A 21,835-nucleotide genomic window follows, 5' to 3' on the forward strand; every position below is an offset into this window, starting at 1 on the left:
TGCCCACGTGCGGATTTTGCCCGTGTGAGAGTGAGGTTTTTGTGAGTGACTTGATACCCACCCGTGAGGAGCAGGAAGGTAATGGCGAAGTCCGTTACCGGATGCTCTATGAGTCGGACGATAAGATATACATTCGCCATATCCGCGGTATTTATACCCGGATACGCAAGTACACAGGCCTGCCGCTGTTACTGGCTTTCTTTTTTATTCCCTGGATCAATATCGACGGGCGTCAGTCGGTCTTCTTTGATCTTCCTACCCGTCAATTCCATATCCTTTGGACAACCTTTGGCCCCCAGGACGGCTTCCTGCTCGCCTGGTTACTGATCATTGCCGCTTTTGCTCTTTTTGCTGTAACCACCTGGATGGGGCGTGTGTGGTGTGGCTTCACCTGCCCGCAGACGGTGTGGACCATGATGTTTATGTGGGCCGAACGAGTCTGTGAGGGCGACCGCAATAAACGCATGAAGCTGGATAGGGCCCCCTGGGGTGTGGAAAAAACTCTGCGCAAAGGGGGGACTCATGCGATATGGCTGTTGATCTCGCTGGCTACGGCCCTGGCTTTTGTCGGTTACTTTTACGGCATTCGCGAGTTGGTGGTGGATCTGGCCACATTTGAGGCCCATCCACAGGGTGTCTTCTGGGTTGCCTTCTTTACTTTTGCCACCTACATGAATGCGGGCTTCCTGCGGGAACAGGTGTGCAAGTACATGTGCCCCTATGCGCGTTTTCAATCGGTGATGTACGACGAGGATACCCTCGCTGTTTACTACGATGCCAAGCGTGGGGAGACCCGCGGTCCGCGCAAGAAAAACGTCGACTACAAAGCCGAAGGTATGGGGGACTGTATCGACTGTTACTGGTGCGTACAGGTTTGCCCGGTGGATATCGATATTCGCGATGGTCTGCAGTTCGAATGTATCAACTGCGGTCTCTGTGTCGATGCCTGTAACAGTGTCATGGACAAAATGGGTTATGACCAAGGCTTGATCCGTTTCACCTCCGAGGACGAGCTGCAAACGGGCAAGACCAACTTTTTGCGTCCGCGCTTGTTTGGCTACGCAGTCGTTCTGCTGGCCATGATAGGATTGTTTGCGCACCAAGTGGCGACTCGCAGCCCTATTGAGGCGGAGATTACCCGCGACCGCGGTGCCCGTATGTTTAGGGTTTCCCGTGGGGTAGTGCAGAATGTTTACACCGTGAAGATCAACAATATGGATCAGGCGGCGCATGAGTTCAGCATCCGCGTTGAAGGCAATCCGAATTATGACTATTCGGTGCGCAAGCCGAGCAACATCTACCTGAAGGCCGGTGAAATTTATCCGGTACCCATTCGGGTAAGTGTGCCCAAAACGCAGCTGAAGGATACCAAACACGATATCGTGATCGTGGTGCAGGCTGTCGATGACCCGGAGCTGGTCAACAAGCATCGAACGGTATTTATTGGTCCCAAGCAGTAGACGGGACGCCGTTCCCGTTGCAAAGTACGGGCCCGCTCAGGCGGGCTTGGCTTTTCTGCACAAAACGGTAATTTTGGTAACGCGATGAATGAACCAATGTCGAAACCCTGGTATCGGGAATTCTGGGCCTGGATGGTCCTGGCACCGCTGATTGCGGTGGTTGTAGTGTCCTCTATCACGGTTTCCATAGCCGTGCGCTTCGCTGATGATCAGGTCAGTGATACCTATTACAAAGACAGCCGTATGTACCACTTCTCCGCCGAGCAGGACCAGCGTGCAAAAGCATTGGGACTGGCAGCGCTGGTGCAATTCCAACGTGCAGAGGGTGGCGTCACCCTAGAGCTAAATGGCAATACCGATTACCCAGAGGAGCTGCTGCTCACCTTGAGTCATCCGGTGGAAGAGGATCTGGATCAGCATATTCTCTTGTCGCAGCTTTCTGTTGGGCGTTATTCCGGTGCGGTTCCAGGTGAATTGAACCGCCGCTGGTACCTGCGTCTGATGCCTGAGCTGGACCCCCGTGCGCACCAGGAGGCTGAGTGGCGCCTCAAGGGAGAGATTAACTTCGACCTGGGCAATGCAGCGCCCATGAACCCCGGCAGTCAATGACATCTCCCTGTTATCACTGTGGGCTCCCGGTTCCCGCCGGTAGCAATCACACGGTTGTTATCGAAGGTACCTCGCGCAGCATGTGCTGCCCGGGTTGCGAGGCTGTGGCGAGCGCCATTGTCTCAGGGGGGCTCGACGGCTTTTACCGTTACAGGGAAAAGCAAAGCGACCGGCCGGAACAGAGTCAGCCGCAGGATCGCTGGGGCGCCTACGACCTTCCCGAGGTACAACAGCAGTTTGTACACGACTGGGATGGCGAGGCCAAAATGGCGGCTCTGCTGATCGGCGGTATCACCTGCGCCGCCTGCGTTTGGTTGATCGAAAAGCACCTGGGGCAGTTGACCGGAATTGAGAAAGTCTCGGTCAATGCCAGCACCCAGAGAGCACAAGTTGTTTTTGACCCCGAGCAGATCCAACCCAGTGATCTGTTTGAAGCCTTGGAGCGCATCGGCTATCGCCCTGCGCCGGCAACCGCCGCCAATCGCGAAAGTGTGATTCAGAGCGAGCACCGCGCGGCCCTGCGCCGCCTCGGGGTTGCGGGTCTCGGCACCATGCAGGTGATGATGTTCGCCATCGCTCTCTACTTTGGCGCTGGCAGTGGCGATGTGGGTGAATTTGAGCGCTACTTCCGCTGGGTATCCCTGCTAGTGGCTACACCCGTGGTGTTCTACGCCGCGCGCCCTTTCTTCAGTGCGGCCCTGCGCAGTCTGCGCGCACGGCATTTGAGCATGGATGTGCCGGTCTCCCTCGCCATTGGCCTGGCCTACGGTGCCAGTTTCTATGCCACCGTATTCGGTACTGGTGAAGTCTATTTCGAATCCATTTCCATGTTCACCTTTTTCCTGCTGCTGGGGCGTACTGTCGAGATGCGTGCACGCCACCGCGCCGGGCTGGCCAGCGGCGGCTTGGCCCAGCTGCTGCCGATGACTGCCGCCAAGTTTGCAGGCGATGAAATCACGCATATTCCCGTGGCGGCCCTGACCGAGGGTGACCGTATTTTACTGCGCCCGGGTGATACGGTTCCCGCCGATGGCGAGGTGCTGGAGGGGGAGAGTGGTGTGGATGAATCGTTGCTTAGCGGCGAGTCTGCCCTGCAGCAGAAGGCGATGGGAAGCCCGGTGTACGCGGGCAGTGTCAATGGCGATTCGAGCCTGACGGTGCGGGTGGTTGCGGCGGGTAGATCCACAAGATTGTCGGCGATCGAGCGCCTTGTGGAGCGCGCTCAATTGGATAAACCGAGTCAGGTTGCTCTGGCGGACCGGGTCGCCGGTATTTTTGTCGGAGTGGTGTTGCTGGCGGCCCTGGGGGCATTTGCGGTCTGGTGGCAGCTGGACCCGAGTCGGGCCTTCTGGGTCGCCCTTTCAGTGCTGGTGGTTACCTGTCCCTGTGCACTTTCCCTGGCTACGCCGGCGGCACTGGCTTCAGCCACTTTACGCCTGCAGGAACTGGGGCTGCTAGTGGCTGGTGGCAGCCTTCTGGAAACCCTGCCGCAGATCAGTCGGGTAGTGTTCGATAAAACCGGCACCCTGACTCGCGGCGAACCGCGCATTCTGCAAATTAATTTGATACGCGACGGCTGGACTGAACAGCGGGTTAAGGATGTCGCCGCCGCTCTCGAATCGCAAACTCACCATCCGCTGGCGCGGGCGTTTCGTTCCTGGCGTGGCAATCTGACTGCAAGCCAGCTTAAGGTTCACACAGGCCGTGGCCTCGAGGGGTACATAGACGATGTCCGCTATCGTCTGGGACGCGCGGATTTCGCCGTGTCTAAACCAGAAAAGGCCCCGGAAGGCGAGGGGCAGTGGTTATTGCTTGCCGATGATCGCGGCGCTGTGGCCTGGATCGCCCTCGGGGATAAATTGCGCGAGTCCGCACCACAAGCCGTTGAGCAGCTGGGGCGGATGGGGTTGTCGGTGGAGCTGCTGAGTGGCGATCAATCCGGTGAGGTGCAGCGCCTGGCGAGCGAGGCGGGTATTGCACATTTTCGTGCCGGCGCATCGCCTGAAGACAAGCTTACACATATGAGGCAGCTTCAGGGTCAAGGGGAAGCCGTTCTGATGGTGGGAGATGGCCTCAATGATGTGCCGGTACTCTCGGGTGCGGACGCTTCGGTGGCGATGATGTCCGCTGCCGACCTGGCCCAGTCCCGCGCCGATGCCATCCTGCTCAATGGCGACTTGCAGGTGCTGGCACAGTCTGTCGAATTGGCGCGCAAATGTCGCCGAGTGGTGCGTCAGAACCTGGCTTGGGCTCTGGGCTATAACGCCATCGCTCTGCCTTTGGCGGTATGTGGTTTGGTACCTCCATGGGCTGCGGCTATGGGTATGTCACTGAGTTCCCTGGTGGTAGTGGTCAATGCTCTGCGCTTGTCCCGCGCCAAATCCCCAGAGGGGGGAATCGCCAGGCGTGCGCCGGACCTACAGCCCGGATTTGCGGATTAATACAGAGGAGTGAAGCATGGACAGTCTCTATTTCTTGATTCCTATTGCGGTAGTGTTTGTCGCTCTCGCCACCAAAGTTTTTTTCTGGGCTGTAAACAATGGCCAGTATGACGACTTGGAAACCGAGGGGCGCAGAATTTTGTTTGAAGACGATCTTCAGGGGCCATCCTCGGAGCCTGGGGAAAAGGAGCAGTAATTCGTGGGGGATTGGGGGTTCTTGGCGGCGGCGCTCGCCATCGGTTTTCTCGGCAGTAGCCACTGTATTGGCATGTGTGGGGGCATTTCGGGTGCCCTGGGTATGGCGGTACCCGGTAGGCAGACCGCTTGGATACAACTCGGCTCCTACCAGTTGGGACGTATCGCCAGTTACACACTGATGGGAGGCCTCGCCGGTGCCTTGGGGGCTGCGGTGATTCCGGCGCTCACACCACTGCGATTTGCCGCGGGCATTATGCTGATCGTGATGGCGCTTTATGTGGCGGGAATATGGCGTGGCTTGGTATGGCTCGAGAAAGGCGGTAGTTATCTGTGGCGCTATGTGCAGCCGCTCTCAGCGAAGTTGCTGCCGGTGCGTTCCGCCGGCCAGGCCGTGGCGCTGGGCTCTTTGTGGGGTTGGCTGCCCTGCGGGTTGGTCTACAGCGCACTGACTTTTGCCCTGGCTCAGGGGAGTGCCGAGCGCTCGGCGCTGGCGATGCTCGCTTTCGGCTTGGGCACTTTACCGGCCATGCTGGCCACTGGTGCCGCTGCTGTGCAAGTGCGTAACATTGTACAGAAGCCGGGGGTACGTCTGGGTTTTGCCGCGGCAATTATGCTGTTTGGATTCTGGACCCTGTGGGGCGCACTCGGTCATGGGGGCCACGGAGGGCACGCTAGCCATGGGGCTATGGGAGCTATGGAGTCTCCCCAGGTGGAGGCGCAGGAGTCTCACCACCATCACTGAGGGTGCTTAGGGCGCCGCAATCGAGCGGTGCCCTTTTGGTTCATTAGGTCCGAGTTAAAATTCGATGCGCAGGGACAGGTCGATTGCGCGCAAATGCTTGGTGAGGCTGCCCGAGGAGATGTAGTCCACTTCAAGCTCGGCCAGCTGCGCGATCCGCTCCCGATCGACACTGCCGGAAATTTCAATTTTCGCGCGACCTTTGGCCAGTGATAGTGCACTACGGGTGTCCGCATCGTTGAACTCATCGAGCATAATCACATCGGCCCCACTGGCCAGTGCCTGCTGCAGTTCTTCGAGGTTTTCCACTTCGACCTCCACCAGCGCTTCCGGCTTAATAGTTCTCGCCTGAGCGACCGCCTTATCGATGCCGCCTGCGGCTGCGATATGGTTTTCTTTAATGAGAAAAGCGTCATAGAGACCGATGCGGTGATTGTGGCAGCCGCCGCACAGCACGGCGTATTTTTGCGCGCTGCGCAGACCCGGAATGGTTTTGCGCGTGTCGAGGATCTTCACCTCGGTGCCCGCGGCGCGTGCGGCAAATTCAGCGGCAGTTGTAGCGGTTCCGGAGAGCGTTTGCAGGAAATTGAGTGCGGCTCTTTCTCCACTGAGGATCGCACGCGCATTGCCTTGCAGCTCAAATAGTACGCTATTAGCGGCAACTTGGTCGCCGTCAGCAAAATGCCAGGTAAGTTGCAAGCTGGGGTCCAGCTGCCGAAAAATTTCCTCAACCCAGGCGCGCCCGCTCAGGGTGCAGTCCTCACGAGTGATCACACGCGCGCGCGCGCTGCGCTCGGCGGGGATTAGTTGAGCGGTAATATCGCCGCTGCCGATGTCCTCCTCCAGCGCCGTTCGCACAGCCCTTTGCAGGTCGGTCATGATGTTCGGGATGGGGGAGTCTTTCGGGTGCATGGGCAAATCTCGATATAAACGCGCGCGCAGTTTACCAAAAGCGGTGCGCTTTGGATTGTCTGTGTTCGGCCGGGTGTTGAAGTCGATAACTTCTCAGCTAGCAGCTGCTCCAACATTTCGCTGTGACAAACCTCTCAAATGTGTCGCGAAACTATGTCAATAAGGCCGCGACCATGGGTAAAATTCAGTGTTGGTAGGCGCGGCTATGAATGTGAGCCTGCCCGGCGCACACTGTTCAAATGATTTACCTTAGTGCGTTCAAAATATAAGCAAAATCAAGCAGTTACTTGGTTTGGTTTGAATAGGATGTCGAGAAAATTTTATTAGTTGCGGCAATGTAACCCCCGTCCTGCGATCAACGTTTGAGAGAAGTGTCGCCGGTAGCGAGTGAGGCTTGGTTATTTATCGCGGCTTTTCCGGCTGGCAAGCGTTCAGTCAGCAAATGTGCAAGACGCCGGATGGTATTTGAAGGACCCCTTGGAATGAGTGAATCCAGCAAGGTAGTTTCCCTTTCAGAGAAAAGTGCAGGGCGCTCGGGAGCAAATGCGGTTAAGCCTGCGGTCCTGCCGTCGGCGGTTGCGCTGTTGAGAGATAAGGCCTGTACCCAGCTATTCGAGCGGGTCAAGACACTGTTTGGCAAAGTGGACGATTCACTTTTCGCCATGGCCGAGCGCGCCCATGGTCAAGCGGAACAGGATGGGCTTTTCCAGGCCTTGCGCCTGTTGCGGGTGGAGCGTCGCAATATTGCCGAGCGTTTTGTCGACAATGTTCAGCGGGCTTTCCAGATTCGTCAGGAGGCTCAGACTGAGCCCAGTTTCGCTCCGGATAATCTGTCGTTGGTACACAATGATGACCTAGAGCAGCTGGTAGCTGCGGATACTATGGTCGCCAGTGCCAAGCGTGATTTCGCCGAACCCCTCACCGAGCTGTGCCTGCGCTTGGATACTCTCTACGCGGTGAAGGTATACGACAAGAACAATCCCCTGGGTCCGGATGTTATCTGCGATGCGTTTGTCGATGCGATCCAGGCCCTCGACTTACATATTCGCGCCCGCCTCACCCTACTGAAGAAATTTGAGCAGCTTGTGATGCAGCAACTGCGTGAATTTTATGAGTTCTGCAACCAGCTGTTAGTGGAGCAGGGGGTGTTGCCCTCCCTGAGGGAGCAGCAACGCGCGGCGCGACAACGCCCAGGTTACTCTGCTGCGCGCGCGGCGGGTGGCACTCAGGCCCCTGCCGGGGTTTCGGCCATGGGGGAGGCCGCAGGTCAGGTTGCTCAGGGGGTTCCGGTTAGCGGGCATTTTGCTCCGGGTCTTGTCCCCTCCGCTGCGGGTATGACACCGATGCCGGCGGGGGACCTTCTCGGTCACCTGGGAGCCTTGCAAAGCGGTACGCACTATCAGGACAGTGGCGTCGCCCACTTGCTCAATGTCGGTGAATTGTTGCAACAGCGTCTGGTGGAGTCTAATCAGGCGGCGTCGCTGGCCAAGGTGGACAGTGATGTTATCAAGCTGGTGGAGATGCTGTTTTCCTTTATTTTGGAAGATCGCAGTCTCGCAACGCCGATCAAGTCCCTTCTCGGTCGTCTGCAGTTGCCGTTACTTAAGGTAGCTATCGCGGATAAATCTTTTTTCAGTAAAGGTGGTCACCCGGCGCGAAAACTGCTTAACGAGCTCGCCGATGCTGCGACAGGTTGGCAGGCGCCCGAGCAATATGAGTCCGATCCGCTCTATCGGGAAATTTCCCAGATTGTTGAGCGCGCCCTGAATGAATTTGATCGGGATATCCATATTTTTTCTGCGTTGCTGGAATCCCTGCGGGAATTTATTGTGCGCGAGCGCAAGCGGGCGGAAATGCTTGAGCGCCGGGTCGTAGACGAGGCGGATGGCCGCGCGAAAACTCAGGCCGCTCGGGCGCGTGTGGCTGCGGTTATGGATGCCTTGGTGGCGGAGCGCGACCTACCCCCGGTGGTACAGGACTGGCTCAACAAGGTTTGGAATAATGTATTGTTCCTCACCTGTGTCAAGGAGGGTACCGAGAGCGCGGCCTGGAGTCGGGATGTGCGCACCGCGCGGGATCTTGTCTGGAGCGTTCAGGCACCGATGCCAGAGGCGCGCAAGCAACTGTTGAGTCTTCTCCCCGCCTTGCAGGAGCGTTTGCGCGAAGGTATTGAGGCGCTCTCCTACAACGCTTTTGAGGCGCGCGGCTTGTTTGCCGGCCTTAAAGAAATTTATCGCGAGCGTTTTGCCCTGGCACAGCGTCTGACCGAGGAGCGTGAGCGCCAGGTCAAAGAGCAGGTGGCGCGTGAGCTCAAGGCGGCGACCGTCACGGACTCTGCTGAGGAGACCACCGGTGTTACAGCTGAGAGTACTGCCTCTGAGAGTATCGCCGCAGCGTCTCCGGAAATTGAGGCTCCGCCGCACGATGGGCGAGTTGAGGTGGGTGCTAACGATGTTCAGGTAGAAGTCGCCGTGCCGCCAATGGAAGAGCTGGAGCAGGCTGTTGCCCAGGCAGAAGTTGCTCCGACCACTGTGGAGCAGGAGGGCTTGGCGCCATTGGATGAAGAGGATCCTCACTGGCAAATGACTTTCCGCTTGGCTCAGGGCAGTTGGTTCGAATTGAAACGCTCTGAGGACGAACAGTTTCGCTGCCGTCTGGCGGCAGTGATCCGCGATATTGATCAGTTTATTTTTGTAAACCGCAACGGTGCCAAGGTGGCGGAGTTTGCACGCCTGGAGCTGGCCCATGCGCTGCGCTCGACCCAGCTCTTACCCCTCGACGACGGTATGCTGTTTGAGCGCGCCCTGCAGTCGGTTATTGGCAATGTACGTAAAAAGCGTAGCGAGCAGCGTTAGGGTATAAAGCGCTAAATTTTTATGCCCTGCAGAGCGCTTCTTGCACTGCACTTCTGTCGCTAGACTGCTCCAAACCGATTGGCATATCGATCAACGCTTCCATAAAATGGTAACTGCTGAAACCCCGAGGCCAATCGGGGTGGTAGTTTTGGAGCGGAGATCGCAGATTGAAATATCAAGTGGATTCCGGTTGGTTATCCGGGGCGCGCCGGGTTCCCAGCCCTCACTGCAACAGCCGGCCGGAAAACTGTCCTGTGGATCTATTGGTGATCCACAGCATCAGCCTGCCACCGGGTCAGTACGGCGGCCCTTATATCGATACCTTTTTCCTGGGGCAGTTGGATATTGATGCCCACCCCTATTTTGCGGAAATTGCTGCGCTACAGGTTTCTGCACACCTGCTGATCGATCGCGACGGTGTCGTCACCCAGTATGTGCCTCTGAATAGGCGCGCTTGGCACGCGGGAAAATCTGAATTCCAGGGGCGCAGTAACTGTAACGACTTCTCCATCGGTATTGAGCTCGAAGGGCTGGATACCGATATTTATACCGACGCCCAGTATCTGGCTTTAGCTGAAGTGAGCGCTGCCATCATGCAGGCCTATCCCGCTATCGATAGAGATAAAATTACCGGGCACTCGGATATTGCCCCGGGGCGCAAGTTGGACCCTGGCCCCGGCTTTGATTGGCAGCGATATCTGGGTGAAGTAAAAAAAATCGCCGAGTAGGATGTTGTCGGCGACATTGCACATGTATGTTGCCGCCTTACAATCGAATCCCGGTATTTTTGTGCCGGTTTACCCAAACCCACTACAAACTGACGCGGCAGCGCTATGACTTTGCTGATTATTTTAATGACTTTGGCTTTGGTGCAAATCTGGGGATCGGGCTGGCCTCTGCATCGCGATCGCTGGTTTGACCGCTGGAGCGCCCGTGTTGAAAAGGCGCCTCAGCTACAAGGTCAAGACGGACTGTTACTCGGGCTGAGTATCTTACCACCGGTCTTGGCCGCGGCCCTGGCCATGGCTTTTGTCGAGTCTTCCGCAGGTGGGTTGGGGGTACTTTTACTGGGAATTCCTCTACTGCTCTACTGCCTGGGGCGAGGGAATTTTAATGATATTCTGAGTACTTACCTGCGCAGCTGGTATCGAGGCGATTTAAAAGGCGCTGCCGAGGCAGCCAGGCCCCTTCTGCGGGAAATCCACGAAGGGGCAGGCGAGGGCGCCCGATTACACGAGCAGGTATTTCGCGGCGCGGCCTATTGTGCTTTTGAGCGACTCTTCGCCGTACTGTTTTGGTTTATCCTGCTGGGTATTCCCGGCGCACTGCTGTTCCGGCTCAGCGCCCTGTATGCGGAGCGAGCCCGGGGCACTGAGCGGGAGATCTCAGCTGCGCGCTGGCTGTGGCTGTTGGAGTGGGTTCCGGTGCGTGTGATGGGGCTCAGCTTTGCCATTGTGGGCAATTTTGCCGGCTGCTATCGCGCATGGCGCCAGTGCCTGATGTGCCGCGAGCGCGATACCGCCCAGGTGCTTGAAGCCTACCTCGAGGGTGCTTTGGGAGGAATTAATGCCAACGAGTGCCGTTTCTCCGATGATATCTCTCAGGTTCAGCGTCAGAGTGGCGCCGAGATCGAGGGGCTGCAGGCGCTTCTGTCCAGATCACTGCTGTTGTGGATTACCGTGTTGGCGCTGACGGTCCTGTTTACCTGAGTTGGACCTGTAGGCTCCGGCTCCAGTAGGTAACGGTATTCTTAGTGTCTTTATACTCTTTTAAGTATTTTTATTGGGAAAAATTACTACCAGTTGCTTGACTTATAACCACCATCCCAGATGATTGCGCCCGCTGCGTATCCCGGTCGAAGGGCCGGCTGCGGGCGTCATATACTCATTGGGGGATGTCTGGGTTGAAGGTTTCAATACTGGGAGAGCAAATGCTGTCAGATTTCAGTGTGGCAAGTGGTGGGGACACCGCAGCGCTGGTTGCCGGTTTGCGAGCCTATTTTCGCAGTGGCGTTACCCAGGAGCTTAACTGGCGGCGCCGTCAGTTAAGTCAGTTGCGCAAGATGCTCAGCGAAAATGAATCTCGTTTTATGCAGGCACTGGGGGAAGACCTGAACAAGGCCCCGCAGGAGGCCTATTTGACCGAGATTGCTTTTCTCTACAGTGATATTGACCACACCCTCAAATACCTGAAGCGTTGGGTTCGCTCACGTAAAGTGTCCTCTCCGTTGCTGGCCCAACCTGCCAGCAGTTATATCCAGCCAGAACCCCTCGGGGTAGTCCTGATTATTGGTGCTTGGAATTACCCATTACAGCTCCTGTTATCGCCATTGGTTCCTGCGATAGCTGCGGGCAACTGTGCCGTGGTAAAACCATCGGAGCTGGCTCCCAGGGTTTCCAGTCTGATCGCAGAATTGTTGCCCAGGTACCTCGATCGCGATGCCTTTGCCTGTGTCGAAGGGGCTGTGGCCGAAACTACCAATCTTTTGCAGCAGCGCTGGGACCATATCATGTACACCGGGGGGGGGCGGGTCGGGAGAATTGTGATGACCGCCGCCGCCAAACATCTGACGCCCGTCACCTTGGAGCTCGGGGGCAAGAGTCCCTGTATTGTGGCCGACGATGCCGATATTGAATTGGCTGCGCGGCGAATTGCCTGGGGCAAGTTCACCAATGCGGGGCAGACCTGTATCGCGCCAGATTATGTGCTGTGTACCCGGCATACCGCTGATCTCCTGGTCCCGGCTATCCAGCAGGCGGTGACAGACATGTTCGGTGATAACCCACAGCAAAGTGCCGACTATGGGCGCATCATTAACAGCCAGCACACACTGCGCTTGGCTGATCTTCTCGGCGGCGGGGAGGTTATTTACGGCGGTGAGGTGGATGCCGAAAAGTGTTACATGGCGCCTACTCTGATGCGTGCCGTCAACCTTGAGGCCCCGGTGATGCAGGAGGAGATATTCGGTCCACTGTTGCCGGTGATCGAACTGGATGAATTTGCCGCGGTGGAGGCATTCGTTAACCAGCGGGAAAAACCCCTGGCACTGTATCTTTTTACCAAAAGCGATGCCTTGGCCGAGCGCATTCTCTCCAGCTGCAGTTCGGGTAATGCCTGTGTTAACGACTGCATGATGTTTATGTTGGCACAGGACCTGCCATTTGGCGGAGTCGGCGCCAGCGGAATGGGGTGTTATCACGGAGAGCATGGTTTTAAAACGTTCAGCCACTTCAAAGCGGTGATGAAGCGTAAAAATATTTTGGACATCAATGTGCGCTACGCCCCTTATAGCAAGCGGAAATTCAGGCTATTGAAAATGCTGCAGTGATAAGACTGCTGAGAGGTTAATGGCGGCTAAAAAGGATTTTACTGGTTTTGGGGGGCTCTGAATTGGTACATTCAGCAATAAATTATTAAGACCAAAAGCGCTATGCCCTCGGACCGTAACGACCTGCCCACCAGCGCGGATATTTTTTGTGCCGCACAAACCGTCTCTGCCGCTGTTCATCGAACACCTCTGATTCGCTCTCAGTCTCTAGACCAGCTGGGAGGCGCTAACCTCTGGTTTAAGTGTGAGCACCTACAGAAGGTCGGTGCTTTCAAAGCACGCGGCGCCACCAATGCCGTTGCCAACCTGCCCGCTGCAACTCAAATGGTAGCTACCCACTCGTCGGGAAATCACGGTGCGGCTCTGGCGTGGGCCGCAGCAGGGCGCGGCCTACCCTGCATTGTCGTGATGCCGGAGACGGCGCCCAGAGCGAAGCGCGTGGCTGTGCAAGGCTACGGTGCCAGAGTCGTTACCTGTGGTCCAAGCCTGGCGGAGCGAGAGGCTGCGCTTAAAGCGGTTGTGGAGGAGACGGGTGCGCATATCGTTCCCCCCTTCGACGATAGCCGGATTATTGCGGGGCAGGGCACTGTTGCCCTTGAGGTTGTGCAACAGTGTCGCGACCAGGGCTTTACGCCGGATGTTATTGTGGCCCCGGTAGGTGGTGGGGGTCTGCTCGCCGGTGTCGGCCTGGCTATGGCCGCATTGGCACCGGATGTACTGGTGATCGGTGCCGAGCCGGCCGGTGCGGATGATGCCCAGCGGTCCCTGCGGGGTGGTGTGCATATCACCACTCAAGAGCCGCACACTATTGCGGATGGTTTGCGCACGACACTGGGGCGCAGAAACTACACCGTGATCCGCCGCACCGTGCGCGATATTGTGACAGTTTCAGAAAATGGTATCGTGCAGGCAATGCAACTGCTATGGACCCGCACCAAGCAACTGGTGGAACCCTCTGCGGCCGTTGGTTTGGCTGCGGTGCTTGAGCACGGTGCGCGCTTTCGCAATAAGAATGTCGCGATCATTCTCACCGGTGGCAATATGGACCTGGACAGGGTTTCAGGCCTGTTTGCCGGTGTGCAAGAGTAATCATTGGAGGAATGGATATGAAATTAGGCGTTTTCCAAATTAATGGCTGCAAACTCAGCACAGGTCTGGCGGCTTTGTTGATTTCCCTGGTGGCAGTGGTCGCTCAGGCTGGGCAGTTGACCCTATCCTCCAGTTCCCTCAAACCCGGCGCAAAGATGCCGTTGACTCATGTTTACAGTGGCTGTGGAGGGGAAAACCTCTCCCCCGAGCTGAGCTGGGCTGGTGCCCCGGAGGGAACGAAAAGTTACGCAGTAATGGTTTACGACCCTGATGCGCCCACCGGCAGTGGTTGGTGGCACTGGGTGATGTTTAATATCCCCGCCGATGTCACCAGTCTGCCGGAGGGGGCGGGGGATCTCAAAAATGGTCTGATCCCAGAGGCGGTTCAGGGGCGCAATGATTACGGCAATCCCGGTTATGGTGGCGCCTGTCCACCTAAAGGGCACGGTGATCACCGCTATCGCTTTCGCGTGTATGCCCTGAAAGTGGATACCCTTCCGTTGGATGAAAATTCCTCACCCGCCAAAGTGGGCTTTAATGTGAATGCCAACAAGCTGGCCGAGGCGGAGCTTGAAGTGCTGTGGGGCCACTGAGCCTGCAGTCTCCAAACATTTTTCCTGGCCAGTGCAACAATAAATTTTCTACTTGATTGGGCGGCCGTGGGGCTTTGGGGGTGAAATTGGATACCGTGCAGCAAAATTTAACATGGGGGCAAACTCTGCGGGTTTATCTCAAACCCCGAGTCCTCACCATGTTCTTCCTTGGCTTTTCGGCGGGCCTTCCTTTGCTGCTGGTCTTTTCCACCCTGACCGCATGGCTGCGTGACTATGGTGTAAGTCGCACGGCCATTGGTTTTTTTGCCTGGGTAGGTATTACTTTCTCGATCAAGGTTCTATGGGCACCGATTATCGACCACTTGCGCCTGCCCTCATTAATTGCGGGTTTGGGTAAGCGTCGTAGCTGGATGCTCGTTTCTCAGCTGGGTGTGGCCCTCGGGCTCGTGGGGATGGCGAGTGTTAATCCGCAGCTGGCCCTGACCGAAGTGGCTCTGCTTGCCCTGTGGGTAGCATTCTGTTCAGCCTCGCAGGATGTTGCCATCGATGCCTATCGAATTGAAGCCATGGATGAAAATTATCAGGGCGCCATGGCGGCGAATTATGTCTTTGGCTATCGGGTGGCCATGTTAGTGGCCGGAGCAGGTGCACTTTATATTGCTGATATTGCCAGTTGGTCGGTTGCTTACCTGTCTATGGCTGCGCTGATGGGGATTGGTGTTATTACTACGCTGATGATTGCCGAGCCTAACCACCCCCGGGTCAATGGGGAGGCCGAAGAGCTCCAGAATATGTGGGTTGAACGCTTGCTGGGCCAGGGTCAGCACAGCCGTCTCAAGGAGTGGTTTATTCGTGCGGTGGCTTGCCCGTTTATTGAATTCTTCCAGCGTAACGGTCGCTTTGCCCTCGTATTATTAATTTTTATTGGTATTTTCCGCCTTAGTGATATTGCAATGGGCATCATGGCAAATCCTTTTTACTTGGACCTGGGATTTACCAAAACGGAAATCGCTGAGATTAGTAAGGTATTTGGCTTTTTTTGTACCGTTTTGGGTTCCTTCCTCGGCGGAATTTTTGTCGTACGCTACGGAATTGCACGCCCGCTGATACTCGGCGCCGTAATGGTAGCCTGCACCAATCTATTGTTTGCCCAGCTCGCTCTGATTGGACCAGATAAAACTTGGCTGGCCCTGGTGATTAGTGCGGACAATATCAGTGGTGGCATCGCCAATGCGGTTCTGATTGCCTACCTTTCCAGTCTGGCCAACAAGGCGTATACGGCAACCCAATATGCGCTTTTTAGTTCGCTCATGACGCTGCCGGGTAAATTTATCAGTGGCTTCTCCGGTATCGTGGTCGATGCCCAGGGCTATGCCCAGTTCTTTATTTACGCCGCCTTGATGGGCTTGCCAGCTATCCTGCTCTCTATCTACCTATGGCGGCGAGAAAAGCGGGAGTGGGTTGGCGAGGAGCCGCAACCGGGCTAATCGGCACAAGCCCCCTTCGCTAGTCGGCCTCTACCTTCAGGTCGAGGCCTCCTATCTTCCCCGGTCCACACCTTCCAACAGGCCCACCGGCATCTGAGAGGCGTACTCTTCGGGCATTATCGTTCGCTTATGTCTATGTTGGTGGTGGAGAGAGAAAACCACCACGCCCACTCACTATTTCCCTTGGCATTTAAGGTTGCTGGTATGGGGAACAGGGGGAAGGGACGCTTGCAGATCTTAATTGACGATTAAAACGCGACAGACTATGGCCCACGAAACAGTCAGGGAAGCGGTATTTAACCGACGTATGCTGATTTGCCTTGGGACCGGGTTCTCCTCGGGGATGCCGCTGTTTGTGCTGATTCAGCTGGTACCGGCCTGGTTGCGCTCAGAAGGTGTAGACCTAGCGACCATTGGCATTTTTGCCCTGCTGGGGTTGCCCTATACCTGGAAGTTTCTCTGGGCGCCGCTCATGGAGCGCTATGCCTTCCCGATTTTGGGGCGGCGTCGGGGGTGGATGCTGGTGATGCAGCTCCTGTTGATTGTTTTTATCGGTGCACTGGGCATGTTTAGCCCCCAATTCAACATTTGGACTATAGCAGCCCTCTGCTTTGGTGTTGCTTTTTTCAGTGCTAGCCAGGACATTGTTCTGGATGCTTTTCGCCGGGAAATCCTACCTGACTGGGAGTTGGGGCTCGGCAATTCTTTTCATGCGAATGCCTACCGAATTTCCGGCCTGATACCGGGCTCCCTCAGTCTTATTTTGTCTGATCATTTGGCCTGGGGGCAGGTATTTTGGGTAACGGCGGCCTTTATGTTGGTCGCGGTATTTATGACCTTAATGGTCGCGGAGCCACAGCATCCCGCGGCGCGGCCAAGGTCATTGCGTGAAGCTATCGTGTTGCCTTTCGTGGAGTTTTTTAATCGCAATGGGGTCAGGCACGCGATCCTGGTGCTTGCATTTATGTTCCTCTATAAGCTGGGGGATAGTATGGCGACCGCCCTGGCGACGCCCTACTATCTCGATATGGGATATTCCAATACGGATATTGGGATTGTTGCAAAAAATGCCGGACTTTGGCCGGCGGTGATTGGTGGTTTCCTTGGTGGTTTATTAATCGTACGTATTGGTATTAATAAATGCCTGTGGATATTCGGCGTTGTCCAGCTTGTTTCCATTTTTGGCTTTATGATTTTGGCTGAGGCCAATGCAGATCTGGTGGGTACTCCGGGATTTAGGCCAAGTCTCTGGCTACTGGCATTGGTGATTGCCTTTGAATACTTGGGGGTGGGGCTCGGCACGGCGGTATTTATTGCCTTCATAGCTCGCACCACCAGTAAGTTGCATACGGTCACACAGTTGGCACTTTTTACCGCACTCACCTCTCTGCCCAGAACTTTCGCCAATGCCTCAACAGGTTACCTGGTGGAATCTATGGGGTGGACCAACTTCTTCCTGCTGTGCGCTGCTTTGGCTGTTCCTGGCATGTTGTTACTCTTTGCCGTAGCACCCTGGAGAGGGGAGGGGGAGGAGGCCTGAGTCAAGGCCTCCAGCGATACTTTGCCATGTCTATCCGCCCCTTCAAAAAACTAACACCTTCGCTCTGCAGTAGTTCCCGCTGGTAAGAGGCTCTGGGTTCGGGCAGAGAGAGTCGTCCCTGCGCGTTGATCACCCTGTGCCAGGGGAGCTTTGTATCCTTGGGGAGTTTTCTCAGTTGCTGGCCCGCAAGCCGGGCCCCCTTGGGAAAACCGGCCATCGCTGCTAGGTCACCATAGGTGACTACGTGGCCACTTGGAATGGAAGCCAAAACTCGGCATATTCTGGCAAGTGTATTGTTGATTTCCTCTTCGCTCACTAAAGCTCTCTGCTTAATCATTTATCCGGAATTAGCCCCAGTTTGCCGCGATTTTTGCTCAATAAGCTATAAATAAGCCTCTTGACAGGGGGCGGCCTGAATTTGCCAGGGGAGTCGATGACTAGTAACGGCGTGCCACATCATTGGCAGTTATGGCATTATTGCCCCTTGTGCCGTTTTTTAGAACGGTTTTCACTGTTGGTTCACCCAGAAACGCTAAGGTCCTCCTGTGGTTCTATCGACACGCTTGTCCAGGTTTATTACGCGAGTATGCCTCTGTCTCATCCCTCTGCCACTCCATGCCGGAGTGCTTACGCTTGAAAATGGCGACCGTATTCAGGGAGAGCTGGTTTTAGTGGATGCCGAGCAGGTGGTTTGGAAATCTGAGACTTTTGGCCAGGTCAAAGTCGAGAAGTCCAAGGTTGTCTCCATGGATGTGGATACCGACCTGAAAATTGCCGGGCGCGATGAGCCCTGTACTCTGGCGGGGCACTATCAGGAGCGGTGGGAGGTCTATTGTGCGGAGGGGGATGGTTGGCTGATCGATTTCCCCGGTGTTGAGCGCGCCGAGCCCTATCCGAACTTTGTCAGTAACCCTATAGCATTTAAAGGCAATATCAGCGCTGGCGGAGTTTTTGAGTCCGGTAACCGGGAGCGCGAAGACCTGGATGTGAATATTAATCTGGATGTGCGCCATGGCGATTTCAACCACCTGATCGGCGCCCTCTACCAGAATCAGGATAGCGAGGCGGACGGCGATCTGGAAAAGTACCAGCTTACTTATGACCTTCGCTGGATTTTTGCCGAAAAATGGTTTGCTGCGGCCAATACCGAACTGGAACATGAAGAGGCGCGCAACCTGGATTTGGGAACCACATTGGGTCTTGGTTTGGGTTACCTGTTTTACGAAACTGATAAAACTGCCTTCTCCCTGGAAGGTGGTCTCAGTAGTTTGCAGGAAGATTTTATTGATGCGGAACTGAGTGAGGATCAGGATGATCAGTATGTAGCAGGTCGTTTGGCGATGAAATATCGCTATAAATTTTCACTCGGCCCGGAAATATATTTCAATCAGAAAACGCTTCAGTCGTTTGATTACGGCGATGACTTCCAGGCGAGTGCTGAAGTGGGGGTGCGTACCCCGCTGGTGGAGGGTGTATTAATGGAAATCGGCTACCAGTGGGAATATGACAATACCCCCTCACTGGAGAGTGAGAAAGAAGACACCAAGGTAACCGTCGGAGTTGGTTATCAGTGGTAATATCTGAATGTCGCGTCGAATAGGGCTTGAAATATACGAAGACATTACAGAGTTAATCCGAGATTCCCTAGACCTTTAAAAAATATAATTTTAATACAGATAAGGAGTAGATCATGCAGATTGCCGGTAGCACAGTGGCGATTACGGGCGCGGGCCAAGGCCTGGGGCGGGCTATGGCAGAATACCTTGCAGAACGGGGAGCCCGCTTGGCTCTGATTGACGTCAATGAAGATGGATTAAAGGAGAGCCTCGCCTCCTGTGAAAAGCATGGAGCAGAAGCCCGCAGCTATGTGATCAATGTGGCCAATGAAGAAGCGGTGGACAAGGGCTTTTTACAAATCGCTGAAGACTTCGGGGGGTTGCAGGTTCTGATCAATAATGCCGGTATTATGCGCGACGGTTTACTGCTCAAGTGCAAAGAAGGCAAAGTGACTGATCGCATGTCTTTGGCCCAGTGGCAATCTGTAATTGACGTAAACCTGACCGGGGTTTTCCTCTGTGGCCGCGCAGCAGCGGGCATTATGGCGGAGAGTGGTAAGGGTGGAGTATTAATCAATATCTCCAGCTTATCTCGTGAAGGTAATGTGGGGCAGACCAACTACTCTGCTAGTAAGGCTGGTGTTGCCGCCATGACGGTAGCCTGGGCTCGTGAGTTGGCTCGCTACGGAGTGCGTGTGGCCGCAATTGCCCCAGGTTTTATCGGCACGGATATGGTAGCGCAAATGCGCCCGGAAATTCTTGAGAGCTTGGTGAAACAAGTCCCTTTGCGCCGCCTAGGTGAGCAGGATGAAATTGCATCCACTGTCGCTTTTATTTTGGAAAACGATTTTATCAGCGGCCGTGTTATTGATGTTGATGGCGGTGCACGTATTTAGTAAGTGCTGTCCATTGGTAGGTAAAAGGGTGATTAATATTCACCCTTTTTTATTTTTCCCTCTCTTCAAATCTTTTATTTTCTTGTGCTTAAGCGGTCAAATCTTTTACGGAAAATTAAATACACTAGAATGCAAGTTGCCATCCAGAGAAGCGTTGATGTGACTTCGTGAAATACGGTTTTATTGAGAGGTAAGTGAAAATCTCGAAATAAAAATCCCTTGATTAATGTTATCCAGGCAAATAGCATTTTGCTCATATGTAGAGCCCACCAGGGATTGCCGGAAATTTGTGGGCGGAAAGTGAATGTGTAAACGTCGAATGCGGCAAAAACCAGCATGATTGCTGCTGGAGTGAGGTAGATATTGGCATAGCTGGGATGACGTCCAATATCATATAAGAAGACCTGAAAGTAGAAAACGGCTACCCAAGCGGCAATCAGTGTAAGTGTCCAGTCAATAATGTTGGATGTTATGCGATTATTTTTTGAGTGTTTGATTCTCGGCCAAATACGATATGCGGAAAACATCGCATAACCGAACATAGAGATAAGCCCCAGTAGTAAAAGATCGGGATGGGTATTGTAGACATAGGCAGCATCTATTTGGTAATTGGGAATATCCGCTGTTAGGTGTGGAATAAGAAAGGAATTAAAAAGCATCAGTATGGCGGATGCTGAAAATATAACGGCCAGTAATAGGGAAGTTATACCGCAGGCACGATGGTAGATGCTCCCCTTTTTCATAAGCAGTGTCAGGGGGATAGCGAGAATGGTGAGGATAATCGCCGAGAACGTGTGTATTTGTATGAGTTGCTTTAGGCCGTCAGCAGTCTCGAATAGGAAATGCATTGGATAAAATCCTTAGGCAGTAAGGCTGGGTCTATAGGAGAGACCGCGAGATAGGTCAACAGATGGAGGGCTGGGCAGCCGGTTTTTCGCCAACTGTCCAGCCTGACTTTTCAAAATTCTGATGTTATTAGGTTTGTTAGCCTTTAGTTAGCAAATACGTTCCACTCCGCCAGACCGGTTGTTGGTAAACATCCACTGCCACAGTTGTAATCGACGCGACCTGAATGTCGCCGCACTGGTTAATAAGTAAAAGCGCCACATGCGAGAAAATTTTCTTCCGTAACGGTCTGCAAAGCGTGGCCAGTTGCGCTCGAAGTTTTCATGCCAGGCTAAAAGTGTCTTGTCGTAGTCCGGTCCGAAATTATGCAAATCTTCGCTGATGAAAACGCCCTGTGCGGCCTGGGTTATTCGTGCCGCTGTGGGTATCTCGCCATTTGGGAAAATATATTTCTCGAACCAGGGGTCTGTATTGGTGGGCTTGGCTTTGCCGATGGTATGAAGCAGTAAAATCCCATCTTTTTTCAGGCAGCGCTTTCCGACCTCCATAAAGTCTCTGTGATTCTTATGTCCCACATGCTCGAACATACCGACACTGGCAATGCGGTCAAAACGTTCATTTAACGCACGATAATCCTGCAGATGCACTTTGATGGGTAGGTTGGCATAACGCTCCGAGGCATAGGCTCGCTGTTCGCGGGATATGGTGATGCCGACACACTCCACTTGGTATTTTTGTGCCGCGTAGCTGATCAGACTGCCCCATCCGCAGCCGACATCCAGTAGTCTCATGCCCGGTTGTAGTTGCAGTTTGCGGCAAATGAGGTCCAGCTTGGCTTCCTGGGCCTCATCCAATGTTTGTGCATCCTTCCAATAGCCACAGCTGTAAGTAAGACGGTTGTCGAGCATGGCGGCATAAAATTCATTGCCTAGGTCGTAGTGGTGCTCGCCGACTTCAAAGGCGCGATTGCGGCTTTGTAAATTGATGCAATAGCTGCGCAGATAGCGCCAGACATTGCGCCAGGTTTTCATATGACGATCCAGATCTGCCTCGATCACCCGGGTCATAAACTGGTCTAATGCGGGAACATCCCAGTCACCGCGCATGTAAGTCTCACCCAGGCCCAGGGTTTGCCGAGCAACAATCTCGTCCAGTGCCTCTTCTCGGTGTAACTGGATATCCCAGGGCCGGTCACCATTAATGCGAATATCCGCTTCGGCCAAAACATCATCGAGTAAATGTCGACTGCGGCTAATAGCCGGCACCTCCAAGGCATCCTGCTGTTCGCTTGCCATCTAAGCCTCCCTCTCTCCCGGTTTTGTGGG

19 protein-coding genes are annotated in these 21,835 nt (G+C 54.7%); 15 read left to right on the plus strand and 4 right to left on the minus strand.

Annotated elements, in window-relative coordinates; translation table 11 throughout:
* Positions 1-41 precede the first annotated feature (41 nt).
* The 5 genes from ccoG to ACCI51_RS03920 all read left to right on the plus strand — a co-directional run bounded on the left by ccoG (position 42) and on the right by ACCI51_RS03920 (position 5,450).
* Complete coding sequence (ccoG, locus tag ACCI51_RS03900) at positions 42-1,460, plus strand: cytochrome c oxidase accessory protein CcoG (protein ID WP_299583670.1); 1,419 nt, start codon at positions 42-44, stop codon at positions 1,458-1,460.
* Positions 1,461-1,556: 96 nt separating this feature from the next.
* The gene (locus tag ACCI51_RS03905; RefSeq protein ID WP_371842669.1) at positions 1,557-2,069 is read left to right on the plus strand and encodes a FixH family protein; all 513 of its coding nucleotides are present in this window, start codon (positions 1,557-1,559) and stop codon (positions 2,067-2,069) included.
* Complete coding sequence (locus tag ACCI51_RS03910) at positions 2,066-4,510, plus strand: heavy metal translocating P-type ATPase (protein ID WP_371842670.1); 2,445 nt, start codon at positions 2,066-2,068, stop codon at positions 4,508-4,510. The genes ACCI51_RS03905 and ACCI51_RS03910 overlap by 4 nt, the downstream gene beginning before the upstream one ends.
* A 16-nt stretch (positions 4,511-4,526) precedes the next feature.
* Positions 4,527-4,706: a cbb3-type cytochrome oxidase assembly protein CcoS gene (gene ccoS, locus ACCI51_RS03915; protein WP_299583661.1), complete on the plus strand. Its 180-nt coding sequence runs from the start codon at positions 4,527-4,529 to the stop codon at positions 4,704-4,706.
* Between the two features lie 3 nt (positions 4,707-4,709).
* A complete protein-coding gene (locus ACCI51_RS03920) occupies positions 4,710-5,450 on the plus strand; it encodes a sulfite exporter TauE/SafE family protein (RefSeq protein WP_371842671.1) in 741 nt (246 codons plus the stop codon).
* 54 nt (positions 5,451-5,504) lie between these two features.
* Here ACCI51_RS03920 and nadC read toward each other — a convergent pair whose 3' ends face one another.
* Positions 5,505-6,359, minus strand: a complete 855-nt coding sequence (nadC, locus tag ACCI51_RS03925; protein ID WP_371842672.1) for a carboxylating nicotinate-nucleotide diphosphorylase — start codon at positions 6,357-6,359, stop codon at positions 5,505-5,507.
* A 482-nt stretch (positions 6,360-6,841) separates the two neighbouring features.
* On the opposite strand from nadC, the gene ACCI51_RS03930 reads away from it, so the two are divergent.
* From ACCI51_RS03930 to ACCI51_RS03965, 8 genes are all read left to right on the plus strand, one after another.
* Positions 6,842-9,214 carry a DUF1631 domain-containing protein gene (locus ACCI51_RS03930; RefSeq protein WP_371842673.1) on the plus strand — a complete coding sequence of 791 codons (2,373 nt, stop codon included), beginning with the start codon at positions 6,842-6,844 and terminating at the stop codon, positions 9,212-9,214.
* Between the two features lie 167 nt (positions 9,215-9,381).
* The gene (gene ampD / locus ACCI51_RS03935; protein WP_299583649.1) at positions 9,382-9,942 is read left to right on the plus strand and encodes a 1,6-anhydro-N-acetylmuramyl-L-alanine amidase AmpD; all 561 of its coding nucleotides are present in this window, start codon (positions 9,382-9,384) and stop codon (positions 9,940-9,942) included.
* Between the two features lie 105 nt (positions 9,943-10,047).
* A complete protein-coding gene (ampE, locus tag ACCI51_RS03940) occupies positions 10,048-10,923 on the plus strand; it encodes a regulatory signaling modulator protein AmpE (protein ID WP_371842674.1) in 876 nt (291 codons plus the stop codon).
* A 221-nt stretch (positions 10,924-11,144) separates the two neighbouring features.
* The gene (locus ACCI51_RS03945) at positions 11,145-12,542 is read left to right on the plus strand and encodes an aldehyde dehydrogenase family protein (protein ID WP_371842675.1); all 1,398 of its coding nucleotides are present in this window, start codon (positions 11,145-11,147) and stop codon (positions 12,540-12,542) included.
* Positions 12,543-12,644: 102 nt separating this feature from the next.
* On the plus strand, positions 12,645-13,631 hold the full coding sequence (locus ACCI51_RS03950) for a threonine ammonia-lyase (RefSeq protein WP_371842676.1): 987 nt from the start codon (positions 12,645-12,647) through the stop codon (positions 13,629-13,631).
* A gap of 17 nt (positions 13,632-13,648) precedes the next feature.
* Positions 13,649-14,224 carry a YbhB/YbcL family Raf kinase inhibitor-like protein gene (locus tag ACCI51_RS03955; protein WP_366525561.1) on the plus strand — a complete coding sequence of 192 codons (576 nt, stop codon included), beginning with the start codon at positions 13,649-13,651 and terminating at the stop codon, positions 14,222-14,224.
* A gap of 80 nt (positions 14,225-14,304) precedes the next feature.
* Positions 14,305-15,672: an AmpG family muropeptide MFS transporter gene (locus ACCI51_RS03960; protein WP_407070185.1), complete on the plus strand. Its 1,368-nt coding sequence runs from the start codon at positions 14,305-14,307 to the stop codon at positions 15,670-15,672.
* Positions 15,673-15,913: 241 nt separating this feature from the next.
* The gene (locus tag ACCI51_RS03965; protein ID WP_371842677.1) at positions 15,914-17,212 is read left to right on the plus strand and encodes an AmpG family muropeptide MFS transporter; all 1,299 of its coding nucleotides are present in this window, start codon (positions 15,914-15,916) and stop codon (positions 17,210-17,212) included.
* 1 nt (position 17,213) lies between these two features.
* On the opposite strand, the gene ACCI51_RS03970 is transcribed toward ACCI51_RS03965, so the two are convergent.
* Positions 17,214-17,528: an MGMT family protein gene (locus ACCI51_RS03970; protein ID WP_371842678.1), complete on the minus strand. Its 315-nt coding sequence runs from the start codon at positions 17,526-17,528 to the stop codon at positions 17,214-17,216.
* A gap of 307 nt (positions 17,529-17,835) precedes the next feature.
* On the opposite strand from ACCI51_RS03970, the gene ACCI51_RS03975 reads away from it, so the two are divergent.
* Both ACCI51_RS03975 and ACCI51_RS03980 read left to right on the plus strand, forming a co-directional pair.
* Positions 17,836-18,789, plus strand: a complete 954-nt coding sequence (locus ACCI51_RS03975) for a DUF481 domain-containing protein (protein WP_371842679.1) — start codon at positions 17,836-17,838, stop codon at positions 18,787-18,789.
* Between the two features lie 113 nt (positions 18,790-18,902).
* Positions 18,903-19,664, plus strand: a complete 762-nt coding sequence (locus ACCI51_RS03980) for an SDR family oxidoreductase (RefSeq protein WP_371842680.1) — start codon at positions 18,903-18,905, stop codon at positions 19,662-19,664.
* Between the two features lie 74 nt (positions 19,665-19,738).
* Here ACCI51_RS03980 and ACCI51_RS03985 read toward each other — a convergent pair whose 3' ends face one another.
* Entirely contained in the window at positions 19,739-20,512 is a 774-nt protein-coding gene (locus ACCI51_RS03985; protein WP_371842681.1) for a hypothetical protein, read from the minus strand.
* A 147-nt stretch (positions 20,513-20,659) separates the two neighbouring features.
* Positions 20,660-21,805 (minus strand): cyclopropane fatty acyl phospholipid synthase, encoded by a 1,146-nt coding sequence (cfa, locus tag ACCI51_RS03990; RefSeq protein WP_299583626.1) that lies wholly within the window; start codon positions 21,803-21,805, stop codon positions 20,660-20,662.
* Positions 21,806-21,835: the final 30 nt, after the last annotated feature.

This window comes from Microbulbifer echini, from assembly GCF_041447225.1.
GTDB lineage: Bacteria > Pseudomonadota > Gammaproteobacteria > Pseudomonadales > Cellvibrionaceae > Microbulbifer > Microbulbifer echini.

Excerpts from the sequence above, each read along its gene's own strand:
- ACCI51_RS03930 (WP_371842673.1), top strand. The coding sequence starts at position 6,842 with ATGAGTGAATCCAGCAAGGTAGTTTCCCTTTCAGAGAAAAGTGCAGGG.
- ACCI51_RS03905 (WP_371842669.1), top strand. The coding sequence starts at position 1,557 with ATGTCGAAACCCTGGTATCGGGAATTCTGGGCCTGGATGGTCCTGGCA.
- ccoS (WP_299583661.1), top strand. The coding sequence starts at position 4,527 with ATGGACAGTCTCTATTTCTTGATTCCTATTGCGGTAGTGTTTGTCGCT.
- ampE (WP_371842674.1), top strand. The coding sequence starts at position 10,048 with ATGACTTTGCTGATTATTTTAATGACTTTGGCTTTGGTGCAAATCTGG.
- ACCI51_RS03950 (WP_371842676.1), top strand. The coding sequence starts at position 12,645 with ATGCCCTCGGACCGTAACGACCTGCCCACCAGCGCGGATATTTTTTGT.
- ACCI51_RS03945 (WP_371842675.1), top strand. The coding sequence starts at position 11,145 with ATGCTGTCAGATTTCAGTGTGGCAAGTGGTGGGGACACCGCAGCGCTG.
- ACCI51_RS03985 (WP_371842681.1), bottom strand. The coding sequence starts at position 20,512 with ATGCATTTCCTATTCGAGACTGCTGACGGCCTAAAGCAACTCATACAA.
- ACCI51_RS03980 (WP_371842680.1), top strand. The coding sequence starts at position 18,903 with ATGCAGATTGCCGGTAGCACAGTGGCGATTACGGGCGCGGGCCAAGGC.
- cfa (WP_299583626.1), bottom strand. The coding sequence starts at position 21,805 with ATGGCAAGCGAACAGCAGGATGCCTTGGAGGTGCCGGCTATTAGCCGC.
- ACCI51_RS03955 (WP_366525561.1), top strand. The coding sequence starts at position 13,649 with ATGAAATTAGGCGTTTTCCAAATTAATGGCTGCAAACTCAGCACAGGT.
- ACCI51_RS03910 (WP_371842670.1), top strand. The coding sequence starts at position 2,066 with ATGACATCTCCCTGTTATCACTGTGGGCTCCCGGTTCCCGCCGGTAGC.
- nadC (WP_371842672.1), bottom strand. The coding sequence starts at position 6,359 with ATGCACCCGAAAGACTCCCCCATCCCGAACATCATGACCGACCTGCAA.